General features: G+C 64.4%; 17 protein-coding genes. 5 read left to right on the top strand and 12 right to left on the bottom strand.

All coding sequences use genetic code 11. From position 1 onward, the window contains the following. The first annotated feature begins 21 nt into the window (after nt 1-21). Together AC07P1_RS17535 and AC07P1_RS17540 are read left to right on the top strand one after the other, a co-directional pair. Entirely contained in the window at nt 22-717 is a 696-nt protein-coding gene (locus AC07P1_RS17535; RefSeq protein ID WP_494697025.1) for an ABC transporter ATP-binding protein, read from the top strand. A gap of 177 nt (nt 718-894) precedes the next feature. Continuing rightward, a complete protein-coding gene (locus AC07P1_RS17540) occupies nt 895-1182 on the top strand; it encodes a hypothetical protein (protein ID WP_090320664.1) in 288 nt (95 codons plus the stop codon). A 138-nt stretch (nt 1183-1320) separates the two neighbouring features. Here AC07P1_RS17540 and AC07P1_RS17545 read toward each other — a convergent pair whose 3' ends face one another. After that, nucleotides 1321-2664: a hypothetical protein gene (locus AC07P1_RS17545; RefSeq protein WP_494697026.1), complete on the bottom strand. Its 1344-nt coding sequence runs from the start codon at nt 2662-2664 to the stop codon at nt 1321-1323. A gap of 132 nt (nt 2665-2796) precedes the next feature. Here AC07P1_RS17545 and AC07P1_RS17550 point away from each other — a divergent pair, with 132 nt between their 5' ends. Further along, complete coding sequence (locus AC07P1_RS17550; RefSeq protein WP_494697027.1) at nt 2797-4341, top strand: DUF1800 domain-containing protein; 1545 nt, start codon at nt 2797-2799, stop codon at nt 4339-4341. A gap of 14 nt (nt 4342-4355) precedes the next feature. Next, a complete protein-coding gene (locus AC07P1_RS17555) occupies nt 4356-5543 on the top strand; it encodes a DUF1501 domain-containing protein (RefSeq protein ID WP_494697028.1) in 1188 nt (395 codons plus the stop codon). On the opposite strand, the gene AC07P1_RS17560 is transcribed toward AC07P1_RS17555, so the two are convergent. The 4 genes from AC07P1_RS17560 to AC07P1_RS17575 form a co-directional block, all read right to left on the bottom strand. After that, entirely contained in the window at nt 5529-7256 is a 1728-nt protein-coding gene (locus tag AC07P1_RS17560; RefSeq protein WP_494697029.1) for a putative bifunctional diguanylate cyclase/phosphodiesterase, read from the bottom strand. The two genes, AC07P1_RS17555 and AC07P1_RS17560, sit on opposite strands and share 15 nt — an antisense overlap. A gap of 87 nt (nt 7257-7343) precedes the next feature. Continuing rightward, the gene (locus AC07P1_RS17565) at nt 7344-7898 is read right to left on the bottom strand and encodes a TetR/AcrR family transcriptional regulator (protein WP_494697030.1); all 555 of its coding nucleotides are present in this window, start codon (nt 7896-7898) and stop codon (nt 7344-7346) included. A gap of 2 nt (nt 7899-7900) precedes the next feature. Next, a complete protein-coding gene (locus tag AC07P1_RS17570; RefSeq protein WP_494697031.1) occupies nt 7901-8368 on the bottom strand; it encodes a nuclear transport factor 2 family protein in 468 nt (155 codons plus the stop codon). 74 nt (nt 8369-8442) lie between these two features. Further along, a complete protein-coding gene (locus AC07P1_RS17575; protein WP_494697032.1) occupies nt 8443-8700 on the bottom strand; it encodes an ArsR family transcriptional regulator in 258 nt (85 codons plus the stop codon). An 85-nt stretch (nt 8701-8785) separates the two neighbouring features. Here AC07P1_RS17575 and AC07P1_RS17580 point away from each other — a divergent pair, with 85 nt between their 5' ends. After that, the gene (locus AC07P1_RS17580; protein ID WP_494697033.1) at nt 8786-11107 is read left to right on the top strand and encodes an FdhF/YdeP family oxidoreductase; all 2322 of its coding nucleotides are present in this window, start codon (nt 8786-8788) and stop codon (nt 11105-11107) included. A gap of 94 nt (nt 11108-11201) precedes the next feature. On the opposite strand, the gene fdhD is transcribed toward AC07P1_RS17580, so the two are convergent. The 7 genes from fdhD to AC07P1_RS17615 form a co-directional block, all read right to left on the bottom strand. Beyond that, nucleotides 11202-12020 (bottom strand): formate dehydrogenase accessory sulfurtransferase FdhD, encoded by an 819-nt coding sequence (gene fdhD, locus AC07P1_RS17585; protein WP_494697034.1) that lies wholly within the window; start codon nt 12018-12020, stop codon nt 11202-11204. A gap of 181 nt (nt 12021-12201) precedes the next feature. Further along, the gene (locus AC07P1_RS17590) at nt 12202-12975 is read right to left on the bottom strand and encodes a GNAT family N-acetyltransferase (RefSeq protein ID WP_494697035.1); all 774 of its coding nucleotides are present in this window, start codon (nt 12973-12975) and stop codon (nt 12202-12204) included. A 107-nt stretch (nt 12976-13082) separates the two neighbouring features. Then, nucleotides 13083-13739: a hypothetical protein gene (locus tag AC07P1_RS17595; protein WP_494697036.1), complete on the bottom strand. Its 657-nt coding sequence runs from the start codon at nt 13737-13739 to the stop codon at nt 13083-13085. 62 nt (nt 13740-13801) lie between these two features. Next, the gene (locus AC07P1_RS17600; RefSeq protein ID WP_315218365.1) at nt 13802-14182 is read right to left on the bottom strand and encodes a response regulator; all 381 of its coding nucleotides are present in this window, start codon (nt 14180-14182) and stop codon (nt 13802-13804) included. 9 nt (nt 14183-14191) lie between these two features. Beyond that, complete coding sequence (locus tag AC07P1_RS17605; RefSeq protein WP_494697037.1) at nt 14192-16891, bottom strand: ATP-binding protein; 2700 nt, start codon at nt 16889-16891, stop codon at nt 14192-14194. Continuing rightward, the gene (locus AC07P1_RS17610; protein WP_494697038.1) at nt 16878-17726 is read right to left on the bottom strand and encodes a substrate-binding periplasmic protein; all 849 of its coding nucleotides are present in this window, start codon (nt 17724-17726) and stop codon (nt 16878-16880) included. Before AC07P1_RS17610 ends, AC07P1_RS17605 begins: the two co-directional genes overlap by 14 nt. A gap of 24 nt (nt 17727-17750) precedes the next feature. Beyond that, nucleotides 17751-19205 carry a Ppx/GppA phosphatase family protein gene (locus AC07P1_RS17615; RefSeq protein WP_494697039.1) on the bottom strand — a complete coding sequence of 485 codons (1455 nt, stop codon included), beginning with the start codon at nt 19203-19205 and terminating at the stop codon, nt 17751-17753. Between the last annotated feature and the right edge of the window lie 111 nt (nt 19206-19316).

A 19316-nucleotide genomic window follows, 5' to 3' on the forward strand; every position in this document is an offset into this window, starting at 1 on the left:
TCCTTACAGGAGCTCTGTCCCATGCTCGAACTGCGCAACCTGTCCAAATCCTATGCCAGCGGCCGTCCGGTGCTGTCGAACCTCTCGTGGACCTTCAAGGCGGGCGAATTCGTCTCCATCATGGGCGACTCCGGCGTCGGCAAATCGACGCTGCTCAACCTCATCGCCGGCCTCGATACCCCCGATGCCGCCCCCGGCGCGGCCCCGGGCGAATCGCCGATCATCGTCGACGGCGTGCCGATGTCGGGGCTCGACGACGACGCCGCCACCAAACTGCGGCGCGCGCGCATGGGCTTCATCTTCCAGGCCTTCCATGTGCTGCCGCATCTGACCTTGCTGCAAAACGTCGCGCTGCCGCTGCTGCTCAACGGCCTGCCGACCGCGCGCGCGGCGGAGATGCTGGACGCCGTCGGCCTGGGCGGGCGCGGCGACGACTTTCCGCACCAGCTCTCCGGCGGCGAAATGCAGCGCGTGGCGATCGCCCGCGCGCTGGTGCACCGTCCGGCGCTGGTGCTGGCCGACGAGCCGACCGGCAACCTCGATCCGGACACCGCGCACAGCATCCTCACCTTGTTACGGCGCGAAATCAAATCGACCGGCGCGTGCGCCATTATGGTGACCCACTCCCGCATTGCCGCCGAAATGACAGACAAAGTCCTACAACTATCGAAAAGCTGCATACAAGAAACAACAAACGTCAACCCGTTTAAGCAATAAACAAGATAATTCATTTGTTAAACCCAGCAATTTTCCGCGCAAAGTAGTATTATTTAAATTAACTTGCATGGTTATCAAGAATGTTGAGTCGCGTGCCACATTCGGATCAAAAATGTGGGCGCTAGCCTTGCTGGGAAACGTCTTTATTGACACGTTTGAGCAAAGGAGGAGCAAATCATGAACGTACGGCAAAAAAAGCTGGAACTGATCGAGGCCATGAATCGTGCTCGGGCGCTGGAACCATCCAGCTTTGTCCCGAACAAGTTGCTTGATACCTTGATCGAAAAAATGAACTTAAAAAACGACGCCGAATTGTGCCGAGTTTTGGAAGTGCAGCCTCCCATCATCAGCAAAATCCGACACCGCAAGCTGGCAGTTGGAGCCACGATTTTGCTGCGTATGCATGAAAAGTCAGAGATCAGCATACGGGAATTGAAAGATCTGTCGACCGCTTCAATGCATTGAGCAGCTCAGCTGATCTTGCCATGCCAGGCGCCGGCATGCGGTACCGGCGCCCCCTTAATGCACCAACGCGTCAGCCCAAACCCCGCTGAACGCAGCATTAAGTCCCCTACGAGCCACACCGGCTCCATCGAAACCCAATCAAAAGAATTCAGGATGCCGCTTTAGCAGCTGCGCCTCGAAGTCATTGACGGCCGTGAAGTTCGGCACCTTCGGCGCGATGCCGCGTCCGATGTCCCAGCTGCGCCACGCGCGCGGGCTATCGCCGGTCAACAGCAGCAAGTCCCCCAGATCCTTGTACGCGCCACCCAACACCGGATTGGCTTCCAACACCTCGCCGAACAGCTGCAGGCTTTCCTTGCGCTGGCCAAGCCGCAGGCGGTTGTTCGCCTCCAGCAGCTTGAGGACATAGGCCTTGCGCGGCGCCTGCTTGCGCAGCTCCACCAGCGTCTTGACCGCGCCCTCGTACTCCTCCTTGTTCTTCGGGCTGACGGAAGCCAGCATCAGCGCCACCGCCGGGTCCTCGCGCATCTTCTCCAGCTGCGCCGGCGTAAAGGGCGGCATCGGTTCGCCGGTGGCCAGCACACACTCGGTACGCCCCAGCATCGTGTCGAGCAACTGGTCGTCGCGGTAGTCGGCGGCCGTGTCGCAGGGATGGGCCGCGCGCATCGCCGCCAGCCGCTCCGGCGTGAGCGACGCCATCCGGTCGAGCATGATATCCAGTTCCCCCGCCGGTTCGCCCGCCTGCGCCGCGCGGGGCGCGTAGCCTTTCAGATCGTAAGCGGGCGGCCGCGCGCTCTTCACTTCCGCGATGCCGATGCTGACGGTGCGCACGCCCACGCCGGTGTAGACGGTGAACGTCAACCGGCCGGGGATGACGCCATCCCTGGCCAGCCTGGCCAGCAGCTGCGGATGCCCCGCCTGCGTGTAGCGCAGGAACTGCGCGAAGCGTGCCGCGTCGGCCGCGCCGACCTTGGCGCCGGCCTTGCTCCACGAGGCCAGCTTACGGCCCTCGCTGGAAAACTCCAGGGTACCGTCGCCGGCGCTTTCGTCGATCTTCACCGCGTCGCCGTCCGCCACCGCCAGCTCCTGTTCGCGGTCCACCTGGCGGCTGAGGGGCGTATCGATCTTCGCCTTGGCCAGCATGGCGGTGATGTTTTCGCGGTTCTTCAGTTCCATCGTGCGGAAGCCGGCGATGCTGTACAGCGAGTAGTCGACATAGACCTTGTTGACGGTATCGAGCACGTAGTAGCGCCGCGACTTGAAATCGTAGATCAATTCGACCTTGGGCATTTTCACGGCGGTGTAGTCGTCGGACAGCGTCACGTCCATCACCTGGCGCGTATCGGCCGGCGGATTGGTCACGCCTTTGACCGATTCGGTATGCACCGAGGAGGTGACCTGCAGCGTGACGGCCGCGAAAGCGGAGTGGCCGGCCAGGAGCGCGGCGCAAAACGACAGAAGGCGAAGCGGGTGTCGGACCATGGTTTCTCTATCGCCTAGTCGATTAATTATTGGGGAGGAAGCGCGCCACGGTAACATGTTGTAGCACACGATACATAGCAAATATAGCAGTTCGCCGGGATTGGCGTACTCTAGAGCCTTATGATGACAACCATGCCCACACTGTCCATGCGCATCGGATCCCTGGCCGCCTGCGCCGCGCTGCTGATCCTCGGCGGCTGCGCCACGCCCTTCCAGGCCCCCGCCACCTCGGCGGTCAAACCGGACCAATTGGCCGGCGCCTTGAACCGCGTCAGCTGGGGCGTCAACCAGAGCACCTGGCAGCAGGCCGAAAAACTCGGCTACGACACCTGGCTCGAGCGGCAGCTGCATCCTTCCCCGGCGGTGCTGCCGCCGGCCGCGCAGGCGCAGATCGACGCCATGACGATCACCCAAAAGCCGCTGCAGCAACTGATCCAGGAGCTGGACCAGCAACGCAAGGACATCGACAAGATCACAGTCGACGACGACAAGAAGTCGGCCCAGCAGGCCTACCAGCAGGAGTTGAACCGCGTGGCCAAGGAAGCGGCGGCGCGCTCGCTGCTGCGCGACCTGTATTCGCCCAACCAGCTGCAGGAGCAGATGACGTGGTTCTGGATGAACCACTTCAGCGTCCACCAGGGCAAGAGCAATTTGCGCGTGCTGGTCGGCGACTACGAGGACAAGGCGGTGCGCCCGCGCGCGCTGGGCAAGTTCCGCGACCTGCTGGCCGCCACCTTGCGCCATCCGGCCATGATCCGCTACCTGGACAACGAACAGAACGCCGCCAACCGCATCAACGAGAATTACGCGCGCGAGCTGATGGAACTGCACACCTTGGGCGTGGACGGCGGCTACAGCCAGCGCGACGTGCAGGAACTGGCGCGCATCCTTACCGGCGTCGGCGTCAACCTGGGCACGGGCGAACCGAAGGTGAAGAAGGAGCTGCAGGCGCAGTACGTGCGGCAAGGCCTGTTCGAGTTCAATCCCAACCGCCACGACTACGGCGACAAGGAATTCCTCGGCCAGGCCGTCAAGGGACGGGGGCTGGCGGAGGTCGACGAGGCGATCGACCGCCTGAGCCGCCACCCGGCGACGGCGCGCTTCATCAGCCGCAAGCTGGCGGTGTACTTCGTCGCCGACGAACCGCCGGCGGCGCTGGTCGAGCGCATGGCCGCGACCTTCCTCTCCGGCGACGGCGACATCGCGGCGGTGTTGCGCACCATGTTCACCTCCGACGAATTCGCGCAGTCGCTGGGCCGAAAATTCAAGGACCCGGTGCACTACGTGGTTTCCGCCGTGCGCCTGACCTACGACGACAAGGTGATCCTCAACACCGGCCCGATGCTGTCCTGGCTCAACCGCATGGCGGAGCCGCTGTACGGGCGCCAGACGCCGGACGGCTATCCGCTCACCGAATCCGGCTGGGCCAGTCCCGGCCAGATGACGACGCGCTTTGAAATCGCCAAGGCCATCGGCTCCGGCAACGCGGGCCTGTTCAAGACCGACGGCCCGCAGCCCACCGAGCGCGCCGCCTTCCCGCAGTTGGCCAACGCGCTGTACTACCACACGCTGCAAAAAACACTGGGCCGGCCCACGCGCCAAGTGCTCGAACAGGCCACGTCGCCGCAGGAATGGAACACCTTCCTGCTGTCGTCGCCGGAGCTGATGCACCGCTGAAGAGGAGACGCACGATGAAACGCCGCACCCTGCTCCAGTCACTGGCCGCCCTGCCCGTCGCCACGATGGCCGGCAAGCTGTGGGCCGCGCCGGCCAGCAAGACGCGGCTGCTGTTCGTCTTCATGCGCGGCGGGTACGACGCCACCAACCTGTTGGTGCCGATCTCCAGCCAGTTTTACTACAAGGCGCGGCCCAACATCGCGGTGCCCAGACCGGGCGACGACCTCAATGCGGCGCTGCCGGTCAACGCCGACTGGGGCCTGCACCCGGCACTGCGCGAGACCATCTATCCGCTGTTCACCATCGGCCAGGTGGCGTTCGTGCCGTTCGCCGGCACCGAGGATATCTCGCGCAGCCACTTCGAGACGCAGGACAGCATAGAACTGGGCCAGGCGCTCGACGGCACGCGCGACTACCGCTCCGGCTTCCTGAACCGGCTGGCGGCGACCCTGAACACCGACCGTGCCAGCGCCATCTCCTTCACCGACCAGCTGCCGCTGATCATGCAGGGCGGCGCGCAGTTGCCCAACATGGCGCTGCGCTCGATCGGCAAACCCGGAGTCGACGCGCGCCAGGCCAAGATGATCGCCTCGATGTACGGCGACACCGCGCTGGCGCGGCAGGTGCGCGACGGCTTCGTGGTGCGCGAGGATGTGATGAAGGAGATGATCGGCGAGATGGACGCGGCCAACCGCAACGCCATCACCGCCAAGGGCTTCGAGCTGGAGGCGCGCCGCGTCGCCAGGCTGATGAAGGAAAAATACAATATCGGCTTTGTCGATGTCGGCGGCTGGGACACCCACGTCGGCCAGGGTGGCGCCACCGGTTATCTGGCGGGCCGCTTCGAGGAACTGGGACGCGGCCTGGCCGCCTACGCGAAGGAAATGGGACCGGACTGGAAGGACACGGTGGTGGTAGTCGTCAGCGAATTCGGCCGCACCTTCCGCGAAAACGGCAACCGTGGCACCGATCATGGACACGGCAGCGTCTACTGGGTGCTGGGCGGCGGCGTCGCCGGCGGCAGGGTGCGCGGCGAGCAGATACGGCTGGAGCAAAACACCTTGTTCCAGAACCGCGACTACCCGGTGCTCAACGAATACCGCGCCATGTTCGGCGGCCTGTTCGCGCGCATGTATGGTCTCGATGCGGGGCAGGTGGGGCGCATTTTCGGCACCCAAGGCCAGGATCTAGGCTTGATCTGAACCGTCGGCGGCCAGCCACTCGGTGGCCTCCTCCGCCGACAGCGCCGGCGAATATAAATGTCCCTGGAACGCACCGCAACCGAGTTGCTGGAGAAAGCTGGCCTGCGCCGGGCTCTCCACGCCTTCGGCGATCACCCGCAAGCGCAGGTCCTGCGCCAGCTGGATGACGGTCCTGGCGACCGCCTTGGCGTCGGCGTTCTCCGGCACGCCGTGCAGAAAACTTTTATCGAGCTTGATGGTCGTCACCGGCAGGATGCGCAGATAGCTGAGCGACGAATAGCCGGTGCCGAAATCGTCGAGCGACAAGGGGAAGCCCCGCTCGCGCAAGCGAAAAATGATATTGCTGCCGCTGCGTTCGAGTTCGATCGCGACACGCTCGGTCAGCTCGATTTCTATATCCTGCGGCAAAAGCCGGGATTCGGCCAGCACCCGCTCCAGACGCGGTTGATAGTCGGCGCCGCGCAATTCGTCGACGCACGTGTTGACGCACATGCGCAGCTGCGCGAATCCCGCGTCGCGCCATTGCCGCAACTGTGCGCATGCGTGCCGCAGAACCCACGCCCCCACGTCCGGCAACAGGCCGCTTTCCTGCGCCAGTCCGATCACGTATTCGACCGGATGCCGCGACAACCGGCCCGGCAGCCGCAACAGCGCCTCCATCGCCACCGTGCGGCCGCTGACGGCGTCGATGATGGGTTGGTAGACCAGCCGGAACAGCTTGTCGGTGATGATGCGTTTCAATTCGCGGTGGTCGGCGTTTTTGCGGTGTGCGATCTCGTCGAGTTCCCGCGTGTAATAGTGGAAGCAGTTGCGGCCGTCGTTCTTGGCGTGGTACATCGCCAGATCGGCCTTCTTGAGCAGATGGTCCGGCGTGGTGGCGTCGACCGGACACACGGCGATGCCGATGCTGGCGCTGATGCGGATGTCGCGCTCGTCGATCAGGAAGGGCTGCCGCAGCGACTCGAGCAGCTTTTCCGCCAGCGCTCCGCCCGACGTCGGCGACGGCGCGTGCAGCTGCAGCATCGCGAACTCGTCGCCGCCGATGCGGGCGATGAAATCGCTCTCGCGGCTGACGGCGCGGATGCGCTGCGCCACCTGCTGCAGCAAGTGGTCGCCGGCATGGTGGCCCATCAGGTCGTTGACCTCCTTGAACTGGTCGAGATCGATCATCAGCAACAGCAGCAGCTGGCCGGTGCGCCCGGCCAGCGCCACCATCTCGGCCCGGTGCGCGTCGAAGGCGGCGCGGTTGGCCAGGCCGGTCAGCACATCGATCGCCGCCAGCCGGTGGATCTCGTCCTGCGCCAGCTTGCGGTCGGTCACGTCGCGCAGGATCTTGAGGAAACCGATGGGCGGGGCCGGCGCGGTGGGGCCCGGGATCGGCGTCAGGATGCCGTCGGCCCAGAACTGCGAGCGGTCCTTGCGCACGTGCCAGCGGTAATCGGTGGCGCGGCCGCACTCGGCCGCCGTGCGCCGCTCGAACTCCGGCTGGCCCAGCGCGATGTCCTCGAAGGTGAAGATGGCGTCGATGCTTTTGCCGATGATTTCCTCCGGCGCAAAGCCGAAGACCAACTGCGCGCCGATATTCCAGCTGGTGACCAGCCCGCACGGATCGATCGTGAAGATCGCGAAGTCGCGCACGTTCAGATAAATCTGCCGCAGCAGGATATCGGGAGCGAGCTCGGGGGCCAGGACGGCGGTCAGCGGAGGAGTCATGGCGAGCACCCGTCAAAACAAGTTTGACCGGCAGCAGCCGATTCGGTTCGGCGGCCGGTTTAGCCAACCGGTTGCACAGAGCCGCCGCTATCCCAGCCGCGCCCGCATCCGCTCCAGCGCCCGCATGAACAGCTCCGGCTCGCCGGCCGCCCGCGCCAGCACCAGCGCCCCCTGGATGCCGCCGACGGCGTCCTCGGCCAGTTCGCGCGCCGCCTCCGGCGTGCGCCCGCCGCGCTCCAGCGCCGACGCCAGCGCGGCTATCCATTCGGCGAAATACGCCTGCACCTTGACGGCGAAGCGGTCGCGTTCATGGCCGAGCGCGAACACGCCCACCAGGCAGACCTTGCGGCCGGACAGGAAATAGCGGCCGACCGCCGTGAACATATCGGCCACGCCCCGCCCGGCGTCATCGCGCTCGCGCAGCGGCTGGAACACCTGGTCGCGGAACCAGCCGTCGATGTTGGCCAGCACCGCCTCGGCCATTTCCTCTTTGCCGCCGGGGAAAAAATTGTAGAGGCTGCCCTTGCCCAGGCCGGTGCCCTCGCCGATGCGCGCCAGGCTGGCGCCCTCGAAGCCATAGGTGCGAAACACTTCGGCCAGCAACGGCACCACATCGCCGCGCTCGCCCATCACCCTAGCCATGGCTAGAAACCCAGCTCGCTCAGGCCGGCGTGATCGGCAGGACGCGGGCCGCTGGCGTCCCAGTGGAATTTGCGCTCGGCCGCCGCGATCGGCGCCTCGTTGATGCTGGCCAGGCGCAGCCGCATCAGGCCGTCGGGCGCGAATTCCCAGTTCTCGTTGCCATAGGCGCGGTACCACTGGCCGGAATCGTCGTGGTATTCGTAGGCGAAGCGCACCGCGATGCGGTTGCCTTCGAACGCCCACAGTTCCTTGATCAGGCGGTAATCCAGCTCGCGTGTCCACTTGCGCGTGAGCAGGCCGACGATGTCGGCGCGGCCGGTGACGAATTCGGCGCGGTTGCGCCATTGGCAATCTTCCGTGTAAGCCAGCGAAACTTTTTCCGGGTTGCGGGTGTTCCAGCCGTCTTCGGCCATGCGGACTTTCTGGATCGCGGTGTCGCGGGTAAAGGGAGGGAGCGGCGGACGTGTCATGGCGGGCTTTCCAGAGTTGTACCAAACGGTACAACCAGTCTACGGCGTTGCCGATTTGGACGCAAGTGATTTTTTCAGGTGAACAATTCGTTCGAAAGTTGCAGTCCGCTAGCACTCAAGCGCACGGTGCCGGTGATGCCGCCCTCGTCCAGTCGCAGCTCGATCCAGCCCGCCTCCACCAACATCAGCAGCTGGCGCCGCAGCGCGCTCATCGGGCGCTGGGCCTGCTTGCTCAGCTTCGCCAGCGAGCACGGTTTGCCGGGATGCCCGGCTTCGATCCGCCACAGCACTTCGAGCACCCCGATCAGGGCCGCCATTACTTCATCATCCATTTACCGCTATCCTTGATCTGTTTTCTGTCGCCAAAGCGATTCTGCACTATACTCTCGGAAATAAGCTATATTACCGGAAAGCAACATGCAAAAAGATAAACCCGAAGGCCACATCGAACCGTACCACCACGCCGCCGGCGGCTGGGGCGCGCTGAAACAGGTGGCCATCAACCTGGTGCGCGAAAAGGTCAGCGGCGGCAACTACAAGACGCTGCTCAAGCAAAACCAGCCTGACGGGTTCGACTGTCCCGGCTGCGCCTGGCCCGACCGCGAACACGCGTCGACCTTCGAGTTCTGCGAGAACGGGGTCAAGGCCGTCGCCGCCGAAGCGACCAGCAAGCGCGTGAAGCCGGCGTTCTTTGCCGCGCACACCGTCGCCGATCTGCTGCGCCAGTCCGACTACGAGCTCGAGCAGCATGGCCGCCTGACCGATCCGATGGTCTACGACCGCGCCAGCGACAAATACCTGCCGATCGCCTGGGACGACGCCTTCGCGCTGATCGCCCGCCACCTGAAGGCCCTGCCCGATCCGAACCAGGCCGCGTTCTACACCTCCGGCCGCACCGGCAACGAGGCGGCCTTCCTGTTCCAGCTGTTCGTGCGCATGTACGGCACCAACAACTTCCCGGACTGCTCCAATATGTGCCACGAGCCGACCAGCCGGGGACTGCCGGGCACCGTCGGCATCGGCAAGGGCACGGTGACGCTGGAGGATTTCGAGCACGCCGACACCTTGCTGATCTTCGGCCAGAATCCGGCCACCAACCACCCGCGCATGATGGGCGAATTGCGCGACTGCGCCAAGCGCGGCGCCCGCATCGTCTCCATCAATCCGCTGCGCGAGCGCGGACTGGAACGCTTCACCAGCCCGGCCCACGCGCTGGAGATGCTGACCAATTCGAGCACCACCATCAGCACCATGTTCATCCAGCCGACGCTGGGCGGCGACTTCGCGCTGATCAAGGCGCTGGCCAAGCGCCTGGTCGAACGCGACGACGAGGCCATGGCCGCCGGCCAGGCCGGCCTGCTGGACCGCGCCTTCATCGCCGAACACACCAGCGGCTTCGAAGCGTTCGCGCAGGACCTGCGCGCCCAGGACTGGGACCAACTGGTGGCCGAATCGGGCGTGCCGCGCGCGCAGATCGAGGAACTGAGCGAGGTTTACATCAACGGCAAGAACGTCATCTGCACCTGGGGCATGGGCCTGACCCAGCACAAGGGCGCGGTGGCGACGATCCAGATGCTGTCCAACCTGATGATGATGCGCGGGAACATCGGCCGCAAGGGCGCGGGCCTGTGCCCGGTGCGCGGCCACTCCAATGTGCAGGGCGACCGCACCATGGGCATCGAGGAAAAGCCGACCAAGGCCTTCCTCGACCGCATGCAAAAGGTCTTCGATTTCGAGCCGCCGCGCGGGCATGGCTACGACGTGGTCGAAAGCATCCAGGCCATGCTGGACGGGAAAGTGAAGGTCTTCTTCGGCATGGGCGGCAATTTCGCCATGGCGACGCCGGACACGCCCCTCACCTTCGACGCGCTGCGCGCCTGCGACCTGACGGTGCACGTGGCCACCAAACTGAATCGCAGCCATCTGATCCTCGGCAAGGAAGCGTTGATCCTGCCGACCCTGGGCCGCACCGAGATCGACATGCAAAACGGCATACCGCAGGGCGTGACGGTGGAGGACTCGATGAGCATGGTCCATCTGTCGTACGGCATGAACCAGCCGGCGTCGGACAACCTGCTGTCGGAGACGGTGATCGTCGCGCGCATGGCGCATGCAACGCTGGGCAGCGACAAGATCGACTGGAACGCCTATGGCAGCGACTACGCCAGCATCCGCGACGCCGTCGCCAAGGTGTTCGACGACTTCTACGACTTCAACGCGCGCGTGGCCAAGCCGGGCGGCTTCCACCTGAAGGTGGCCTCGCGCGAGCGCGAATGGCGCACCGCCAGCGGCAAGGCGCAATTCGTGGTGCACGCGGTCGATACCGACACGCCGATCCACCGCGCCCGCGCCCTGCACGGCGAGCGTTTGATGGTCTTGATGACGGCGCGTTCGCACGACCAGTACAACACCACGATCTACGGCATGGACGACCGCTATCGCGGCGTGTTCGGCTTGCGCCGCGTGGTGTTCATCAACAGGGAAGATCTGGCGATGCTGGGCATGAAGAACGGTCAGTATGTGGACATGGTCAGCGTGTGGGACGACGCCGTCGAACGCCGCGCCGAGCGCTTCGTGCTGGTGGAATATGACATTCCGCGCGGCTGCCTGGGCGCCTACTTCCCGGAGACGAACGGCCTGATCCCGCTGCACAGCACCGCCGACGGCGCCGGCACGCCGACATCGAAATCAATACCGGTGCTATTGTCGCTGTCAGTCGATCAATCGGCGGCCGAATAACCGCACAATGGCGACGCTCTCCGGAAACACCACGGAGACACGTAGGGCGGATTAGGCGGAACGCCGTAATCCGCCAAGCGCCGCCAGCGGCTCGTCAGGTGTACTCCACACACCCATCCTGCCGACAAAAACTCACCAGCTTAATCCCGGCCTCGCTGGCGATATCGATCGCCAGCGTGCTTGGCGCCGAGATCGTCGCCAGCATCGGAATATTCATGCGCGCCGCCTTGCGCACCAGCTCATAGCTCGCGCGGCTCGACATGAAGACAAACCCACACCGCATATCCACCCCGTCCAGCGCCAGATGGCCGATCAGCTTATCGAGCGCGTTGTGGCGTCCCACGTCCTCGCACACCTTCAGCACCGCACCATCGGCATCGCACCACGCGGCGGCATGCACACCGCCCGTAGCCTTCATCAACTGCTGATGCGCGCCAAGCTCCGATGCCGCGCGCGCGATCGCCGGCGGCAACGACACATCGTCATGCAACGCCGGCGCCGTGATGTGGGCCGGCTTCAGGTCCAGCAACTCCAGGCTCTCGATGCCGCACACGCCGCAACCGCTGCGGCCCGCCATGGAACGGCGCTGCTGCTTGAGCTGCACAAAATCTTCCTGGGCGATGGTGATTTCCACCTCGAAGCTGCGCGCATGTTCGCGCAGTTCGATATCGTAGACGTGGGAAGCTTGGGCCACCAGGCCCTCGGTGAGCGCGAAGCCCACGGCGAAAGACTGCAACTCGCGCGGCGTGACCATCATGACGGCATGCGATATGCCATTGACGACCAGCGCCACCGGCAGCTCCTCGGCGACGCGGTCGGTGGTGCTGGAGGCGTCCCGCGGCGCGGCGCCGCGACGGCGCACCGCTGGGCGCAGCTGAAAGCCGGCCCGTTCTACTTCATCGTCCAATATCATCGCCGCCGCCCCGCAAATAAACCATTTTACACGGGGCGCCAGCGTCATGCAGATACACGTAGGGAGGATTGGGCGGAACGCCGTAATCGGCCATCGGTGAGCCGCCGGCGGCGCATCGATGGCCGATTACGCGCTCCGCGCTAATCCGCCCTACGTAATTTAGACGAATTTCAGCTTTACCTTACGCGGCCAACGGCTCGTTGGCCACGCCGTAATGACGCGCATAGCGGCCATCCAGATTCGCCAACGGCAGCAGCAGGAACAAATCGGCGCTTTCGAAATCAGGGTCCCATGCCGGTTCGCCGCAAATCCACGCGCCAGAACGCAGGTAGCCCTTGAGCAGCGGCGGCACCTGCGGTTTTTGCGCGGCTTCCAGCTTCGAAAACGGGAACGGCAGATGCGGGGTGACGCGGTATTCAGAAGGAGCCATGTGCTGGCCGATCAGCGACTGGAACACGGCGACGGCATTGTGGCCGCCATCGGCCAGGCTGATACTGGCGCAACCGGCCAGATAGTCGCAATTCTCGCGACGCATGTACTCGGCCAGGCCGGACCACAACAGCATGATGACGCTGCCGCCACGATAGTCGGGATGGATGCAGGCGCGGCCCGCTTCAACCATGCGGTTGCGCAGATTGTTCAGGCGGCCCAGATCGAACTCGCCTTCGGAATAGACACGGCCGATTTTGCGGGCGCGCGATGCGCTCAGCAGGCGGTAGGTGCCCACCACCTTGAGGGTGTTGGCGTCGCGCACGATCAGATGATCGCAATGCTCGTCGAATTCGTCGCTGTCGAGGCCATCCTCGCGCACCAGCGAACTCAGTCCCATCGTTTCGATGAACACCTTGTAGCGCAGGCGCTGTACTTCACGCAGTTCTTCGGGCGTGCTTGCCATACTGAGCACCAGCTTGCCGGAGGTCGCTCGGACGTCCGCTTGTATGATCGAGGTTTGCATGCTTCATCCTTTCTGTGGAAGACGAAGCAAGCGTACCGGTCGAATACTTCAAGGAAATGACAACTTAATGTCAGTTCCGTGACATGCGCACAAGTGTTGTTTTTAAATCAGCCTTTCTTCGGGCGACCGGTCTTCAGCTGTGGCAGGCTGGCCAGCACTTTTTGCAACGTCGCCATGTCGATCTGGCTGATCAGCGCAACGCCGATACGTAACAATTCGCTCTTTTTGATCTCGAAACCGGCTTTCAGGCAGGCTTTCTTGACCTGGCTTAGCACCGCGTATTCCTGTTCGGGCATCGTGAAGCTGTCGCGTACCAGCTTTTCCTTTGGCAGTTTCTGCTTGGCGACATCCGGCGCGGCCGGCTTGGCGGCTGCGGTTTTGGAAGTTTCCACAGGCGATTTCGCGGCCGCTTTCGGCGCAGCTTTTGGCGCGGCGGCCTTGGGGGCGGCGGCTTTTGGAGCTGGCTTGGCGGCTGCCTTAGGGGCTGCCTTAGGGGCTGCTTTAGGGGCTGCCTTAGGAGCCGGTTTAGCGGCAGCTTTTGGTGCTGGCTTGGCGGCGGGCTTGGTTGCAGGTTTGGCGGCTGCCTTGACTGCCGGTTTGGCGGCCGGTTTCACTGCCGCGGGTTTTGCGGCGGCTGGCTTGGCGGCTGGTTTCGCGGCTGGCTTGGCGGCCGGGGTGACGGCGATTTTTGCGGCGGCTGGCTTGGCGGCGGCTTTGGTCGTTGGCGCTTTTCCGTTGGCCAGACCGTTTACGGGCTTGTTCATACTTACTCCAAATTAATCAACAATATAAACAATATATATCATTTACGTAAATTTTGCTTGCGTTATCGCAAATGCGCTGCGACCCGGGCGAACAGCAGCTGCGGACTGACCGGCTTGCGCAGGAAATCCACGCCGCCCGCTTTATGGCCCATCACCTCGTCCTCGGCCTGCCCTTTCGCCGTCAGGAACAACACGGGAATGGCGCTGCTGGCGGGATCGGCCTTCAGCCGGCGGCAGGTCTCGAAGCCGTCCATGTCGGGCATCATGATATCTAGCAGAATCAAATCCACCTTGGCCGAGGCGACGATCTGCAGCGCGGTCGCGCCGCTGGTCGCGACCTTGGTGTTGTAGCGGTCTTTTAACAAACCGGCAATCAAGGTCAGATTGTCCGGCGTATCGTCAACGATCAACACCGTTGCACGGTCATCGGCTTTCGTGTTCATGGCACCTCCTCATTCGTCTTCATCAGCCACGGCGGCCAGCAACTTGCCCGCCGCTTCAAACTCATACTGTTCCATGTGATGCTTGAGACGTCCCATGGTCTGCGGCGACAATATCGTCGCCAGACTCGCGCGCACGCTCTCGAAGTAATCCAGGCTCTCGCCGCTGAACTCCGCCAACAGCACGCGCAGCTCGGCGATCGCCCGGCGCGCATCCTCCTCGCTGACATTTTGCACTTCCGCGCGCGGCGGCAGCGGCGGCACCACCTTCATCGACATCCCCAGCCAGCGCGAAAGCACCCGGTACAGCCGCTGCGGATCGATAGGCTTGGTGACGTAGTCCTGCATGCCGTTGGCCAGGCAGCGCGCGCGCACGTCGGCCAGCGCATGCGAGGTCACGGCGATAACCGGCAGCTCGTTGAAGCGGCCATCCTTGCGAAGTTGCTGGGTGGCCTCGTAGCCGTCCAGCAGCGGCATGCCCAGATCCATCAGCACCAGGTCGTAGGCGTGCGGCCCGGCCGCCAGCAGGCGCTGCACCGCCAACTGGCCGTTGCCGACAACTTCCACGTCCAGGCCCTGCAACGCCAGCAGCTCCCTGGTGACGTCCTGGTTGTCCGCGCTGTCCTCGGCCAGCAGCACGCGCGCGGTGCGGCGCGGCGACGCGTCGAGCTTTAGCTCCGCCACAGGGCCCTCGTAGACCGCCGCGCGCACCGCCAGCGCGGCCGCGTCGGACACCGCGAGCACCACCTCGAAGCGGAAGGTGGAGCCGTGATCGACCCGGCTCTCGACGTCGATATTACCGCCCATCAGCCGCACCAGTTGCTGCGAAATCGACAACCCCAGGCCGGTTCCCCCGTACTGGCGCGTGGTCGATCCGTCGGCCTGGATAAAGGCGCGGAACAGCTTACCTTTCTGCTGCGGCGTCATGCCGATGCCGGTATCGCGCACCGAAAAACACAGCCCGGCCTTGCCATCGGGTGCGGTGGCGGCGCCGCCGGCCAGCGCGCAGCGCAATTCCAGCGATCCGGCCGGCGTGAACTTGACCGCGTTGTTGACCAGGTTGATCAGCACTTGACCGAGCCGCAGCGGATCGCCCACCAGATAGCGCGGCACGTCCGGGGCGACATCGATCACATAGTCGAGCTGCTTGTCGAGGGCGCGCTGCGCCGTCACGCTGGAGACATGGGCCAGCACGTCGTCCAGCAGGAACGGAATCGACTCCAGCTCCAGGCGTCCGGCCTCGATCTTGGAGAAATCGAGGATGTCGTTGATGATCCCCAGCAGCGACAGCGCCGCCAGGTGGATCTTGCTAATGTAATCGTGCTGCTTGGGCGTCATCTCCGTGCGCAGCGCCAGATAGGCCATGCCCAGCACGGCGCTCATCGGCGTGCGGATCTCGTGGCTCATATTGGCCAGGAATTCGGACTTGGCGACATTGGCCGCTTCCGCCATGACGTTGGCGGTGACCAGTTTTTGCTCGCGCTCGCGGCGTATGCTGATGTCGCGGATGAAGGCGCAAAACTCATAGCCGCCCTGCGCGTCCGTGCTCACCTTGGTGATCGACAGCTCGATCGGGAATTCCTCGCCGTTGCGGCGCAGCGCGAATACCTCGATGCGGGTATCGAGCACGCCGCCACCGCCGCCCGACAAATGCCGCCGCATGCCGCGATGATGGTCGTAGCGGAAGCGCGGAGGAATAATGGTCTGGTCCAGTTCACGCCCCAGCGCCGCGTCGCGGCTCCAGCCGAATATCCGTTCGGCCTGGGTATTCCAGCCGACGATGCAGCCCTCGGGATTCATGCGCACCACCGCGTCGAGGGCCGTGTCGACGATGGTTTGCAGCTTGGCCTCGCTCTCTTCGGCGATCAGCATCGACTCGGTCAGCTCGCGGGTGCGCTCGCTGATGCGCATTTCGAGATCGGCGTTCAGGTCGCGCAGTTCGCGCTCGGCGTCGCGCAGGCGCGTGAGCGTATCGCGGAAACGCAGTACCGCTTCGGACATGCGCCCCACCTGGTCCTCGCGGCCGATGCCGGACAGCTTGATGTCGGTCTCGCCGTGCGTAAGCTTCTCCAGGCTGGCCTGGATGTCGGAGAACGGCCGCGCCGCGCGCCGCGCGACCAGGAAGATCGACAGCCCGATGCCCAGCGCCAGCAGCAGGTTGGCGGCGACCGTGTCGAAGATGCGGCGGCGCAGGTCCTCGTCCATTTTCTGGCGCGAGAAGGCCAGCTCGATATGCCCCAGTTCATAGGTGCGGCGCGCGTCGTTGAAGCTGATGTCGCGCCGCAGGTGGATCGCCGCCACCGGCTCGCGCAGCGGCGAGACATAGCTGGCGATTTCGGCGCCGTTGGGCGCCAGCACGCGCAGCACCAGCACTTCCGGCGTGGCGCCGGAAGCGTCGACGACGCTGGAGACGGCCGCGCTGTTGATATCGAACAGCGGCCGCGCCAGCGCCCGCGACAGCACCGCCGTCCACCGCTCCGCCCTCTCGCGCAGGTTTTGCTCGGCCTCGGTGCGCAGCGTTTGCATCACATAGGTGGTGTAGATGGCGGTGGAGACGGCCAGCGCGAAGAAGATGCCGCACCCCAGCCGCAGGAAGATATTGCTGCGCCACGCGCCGCGCAGCCGCGCAAGCGGGCCACGCCCGCGCATCAACACCGCGTCGGCGGCGGCGTCGCTGGCGGCGGCGGGCGGCCTGGTGTCAATGACTGGCACTTTCCGCCCGTTCCAGCTTTTTGTACGCCGCGCTGTTGCGCGACTGTTCGACGGCGCGCCAGATCCGCTCGGACAACTGCGGCCGCGACGCCACCATCGCGTGCGACAGGATCAGGAAATAGGGTTTTTCGATGATCGGAATCGGCAACTGCTCCAGTTCCGCCTTGAGCGGGCCGCGCATCAAGCCACCGGCGTCGCTGCCGCCGATGGCCGCCGCCGCCACGCGGCCCGCGATCAGCTTGCGGGCCAGTTCGACGGCGCGCTGGCTGCCCTCGTCCACTTCCAGGTTCTGCGCGCGCAGCACGTCGCCAACCGAATACCCCAGCTGGAAGCCGATCGGGCCGTCCAGGTTGCGGAAGCTCTTGCCGTCCCATTCGACCTTGCTGCCTTTTTTGCGCAGCACCACATAGCGGTCGACGTGCATGCGCTTGCCGACGTCGATTTTCTCGCCGCCGGGGTACTCGCCCAGCTCGCGCCGGTCAGGTTTGTAGCTGACGGCGAAGGCGCCATCGACCGCGTTGGCCTTCAGCTGCGCCAGGCAACGCTTCCACGGGATGCTCAGGTAATTGAACTGGATGTCGAGCCGCTGCTCGACCATTTTGAGCAGCTCGAAATTGAGGCCGCCGCCCTTCTCGGTACGCCACGGCAGCACGTCCTGCGCTTCGAAGCACAGGGAGACGACTTCCTTCGGCTTGTCGGCCGCGTGCGATACCAGCGGCAACGCCAGCGCCAGCAAGGCGGCGGCAAAGGCCCGCCCAAAGGGACCTTCAATGGTTCGCCCATGGGTTGGCCCATGGGTTGGCCCACTAAGGCGGCGCTGCGTGCGGTCGGTCATCGGCGTCTCCCGTCTCGATCTTCGTTAACCGCTGGTGCGGATGGTGAAATCCACGCCCACTTCGTCCCAGTTTTCCTGTTCCTTCTCCAGCCAGTACGACAGCGTGGGATGCTCGGCCACCCATTCGCGGCGGATCTCGAGCTCGATGCGGTTCTTCACGCGCAGCTTGAGCAGGCTGAAATCGATATCGATGCGCGAGTGCATAAACAGCACCGCCAGCCGCAGAGCCACCACCGCCTTGGCGAAATCCGGCTCGGCCAGCACCTCGACCACCTTGCGCAGATTGCCCTTGTGGGCGACGATCAGGCGACTCATGACCTTTTGCTCGCGGGTGGTGAAGCCCGGCAGGTCGGCGTTCTCGATCATGTAGGCGGCGTGCTTGTGATAGCCGGTCTGCGACACCACCAGCCCCACCTCGTGCAGCAGCGCGCTCCAGTACAGATGGCGCGTGTACTCCTCGGTGGCCGGCTTGGTCTGCAGGTACAGGGCCAGCGCGTCGTCGGCCACGCGGTTGGCGCGGCGCTCATCGACGTGGAACTTCCGCAGGCAGGCCTGCACCGACTGCTCGCGCCGATCGCGCTTGGTCGAGCGCAGGTGCAAATCCCACATCACGCCCATGCGCAGGCCGGCCTCGATCGGCTGCACCACGGGGATATCGAGCTCGCGCACCAGGCCTATCAAAATCGCCAGGCCGCCGATGATGGTGCCGGCGCGGTCCGGACGCAGGCCGGCCATCTCGATCTTGCTGACATGGCCGAATTCGATGAAGCGCTGTTTCAGCGCGCTCAGGGTGGTGGCGTTGACTTCGCGCCCGATGCCGTTCTTGACGATGATGTCGGCGATCGTGCGCGCGGTGCCCGACGAGCCGTAGCACTGCTTCCAGAACTGCGGCCGGTAAGGCGGTGCCGCGTCCTCGAAATGGCTACGCGCCGACAGGATGGCCGCCTCGAACGACGGCGCGTCGACCCGGCCGCCGACGAAGAACGCCAAGCTTTGCTTGACCGTGCCGACGCTGAACGATTCGACCTTCTCGATCTCCTGGCCGCGCCCCAGTATCAACTCGGTCGAGCCGCCGCCGATATCGATCACCAGCCGGCGCTCGCCGGGGGTGGCCAGCGCGTTGGCCACCCCCATGTAGATCAGGCGCCCCTCCTCCTCGCCCGAGATGATTTCGATCGGATGGCCGATGGCCAGTTCGGCCTGCGGCAGGAAGGCGGCGGCGTTGCGCGCCACCCGCATCGCCGAAGTGGCGACCACGCGCACGCCGTCGAGCTTGTAGCCGTCCAGCACGGCGCGGAAATTCTTCAGGCAGGCGAGCGCGGTCTGCATCGCCGCCGGCGTCAGGTTGCCCTTGTCGTCCAGCCCGGCGGCCAGGCGTATCGGTTCACGCACGCTTTTCAGCACGCGGATCGCATCGCCGTCATGCTTGCCGACGTGGAGGCGGAAACTATTGGAACCCAAATCTACTGCTGCGTACATAAATGAAAGCCTCTCTGTGCAAACGGCTACGAAGGCTTGCGTTGGTTCGGATAAGACCGGAATCAAACTAAACGATTTACACGGTTACGAAAATCATCACGATATGCGCCC

This window comes from Duganella sp. GW821-FHT07F09 (genome assembly GCF_059418705.1).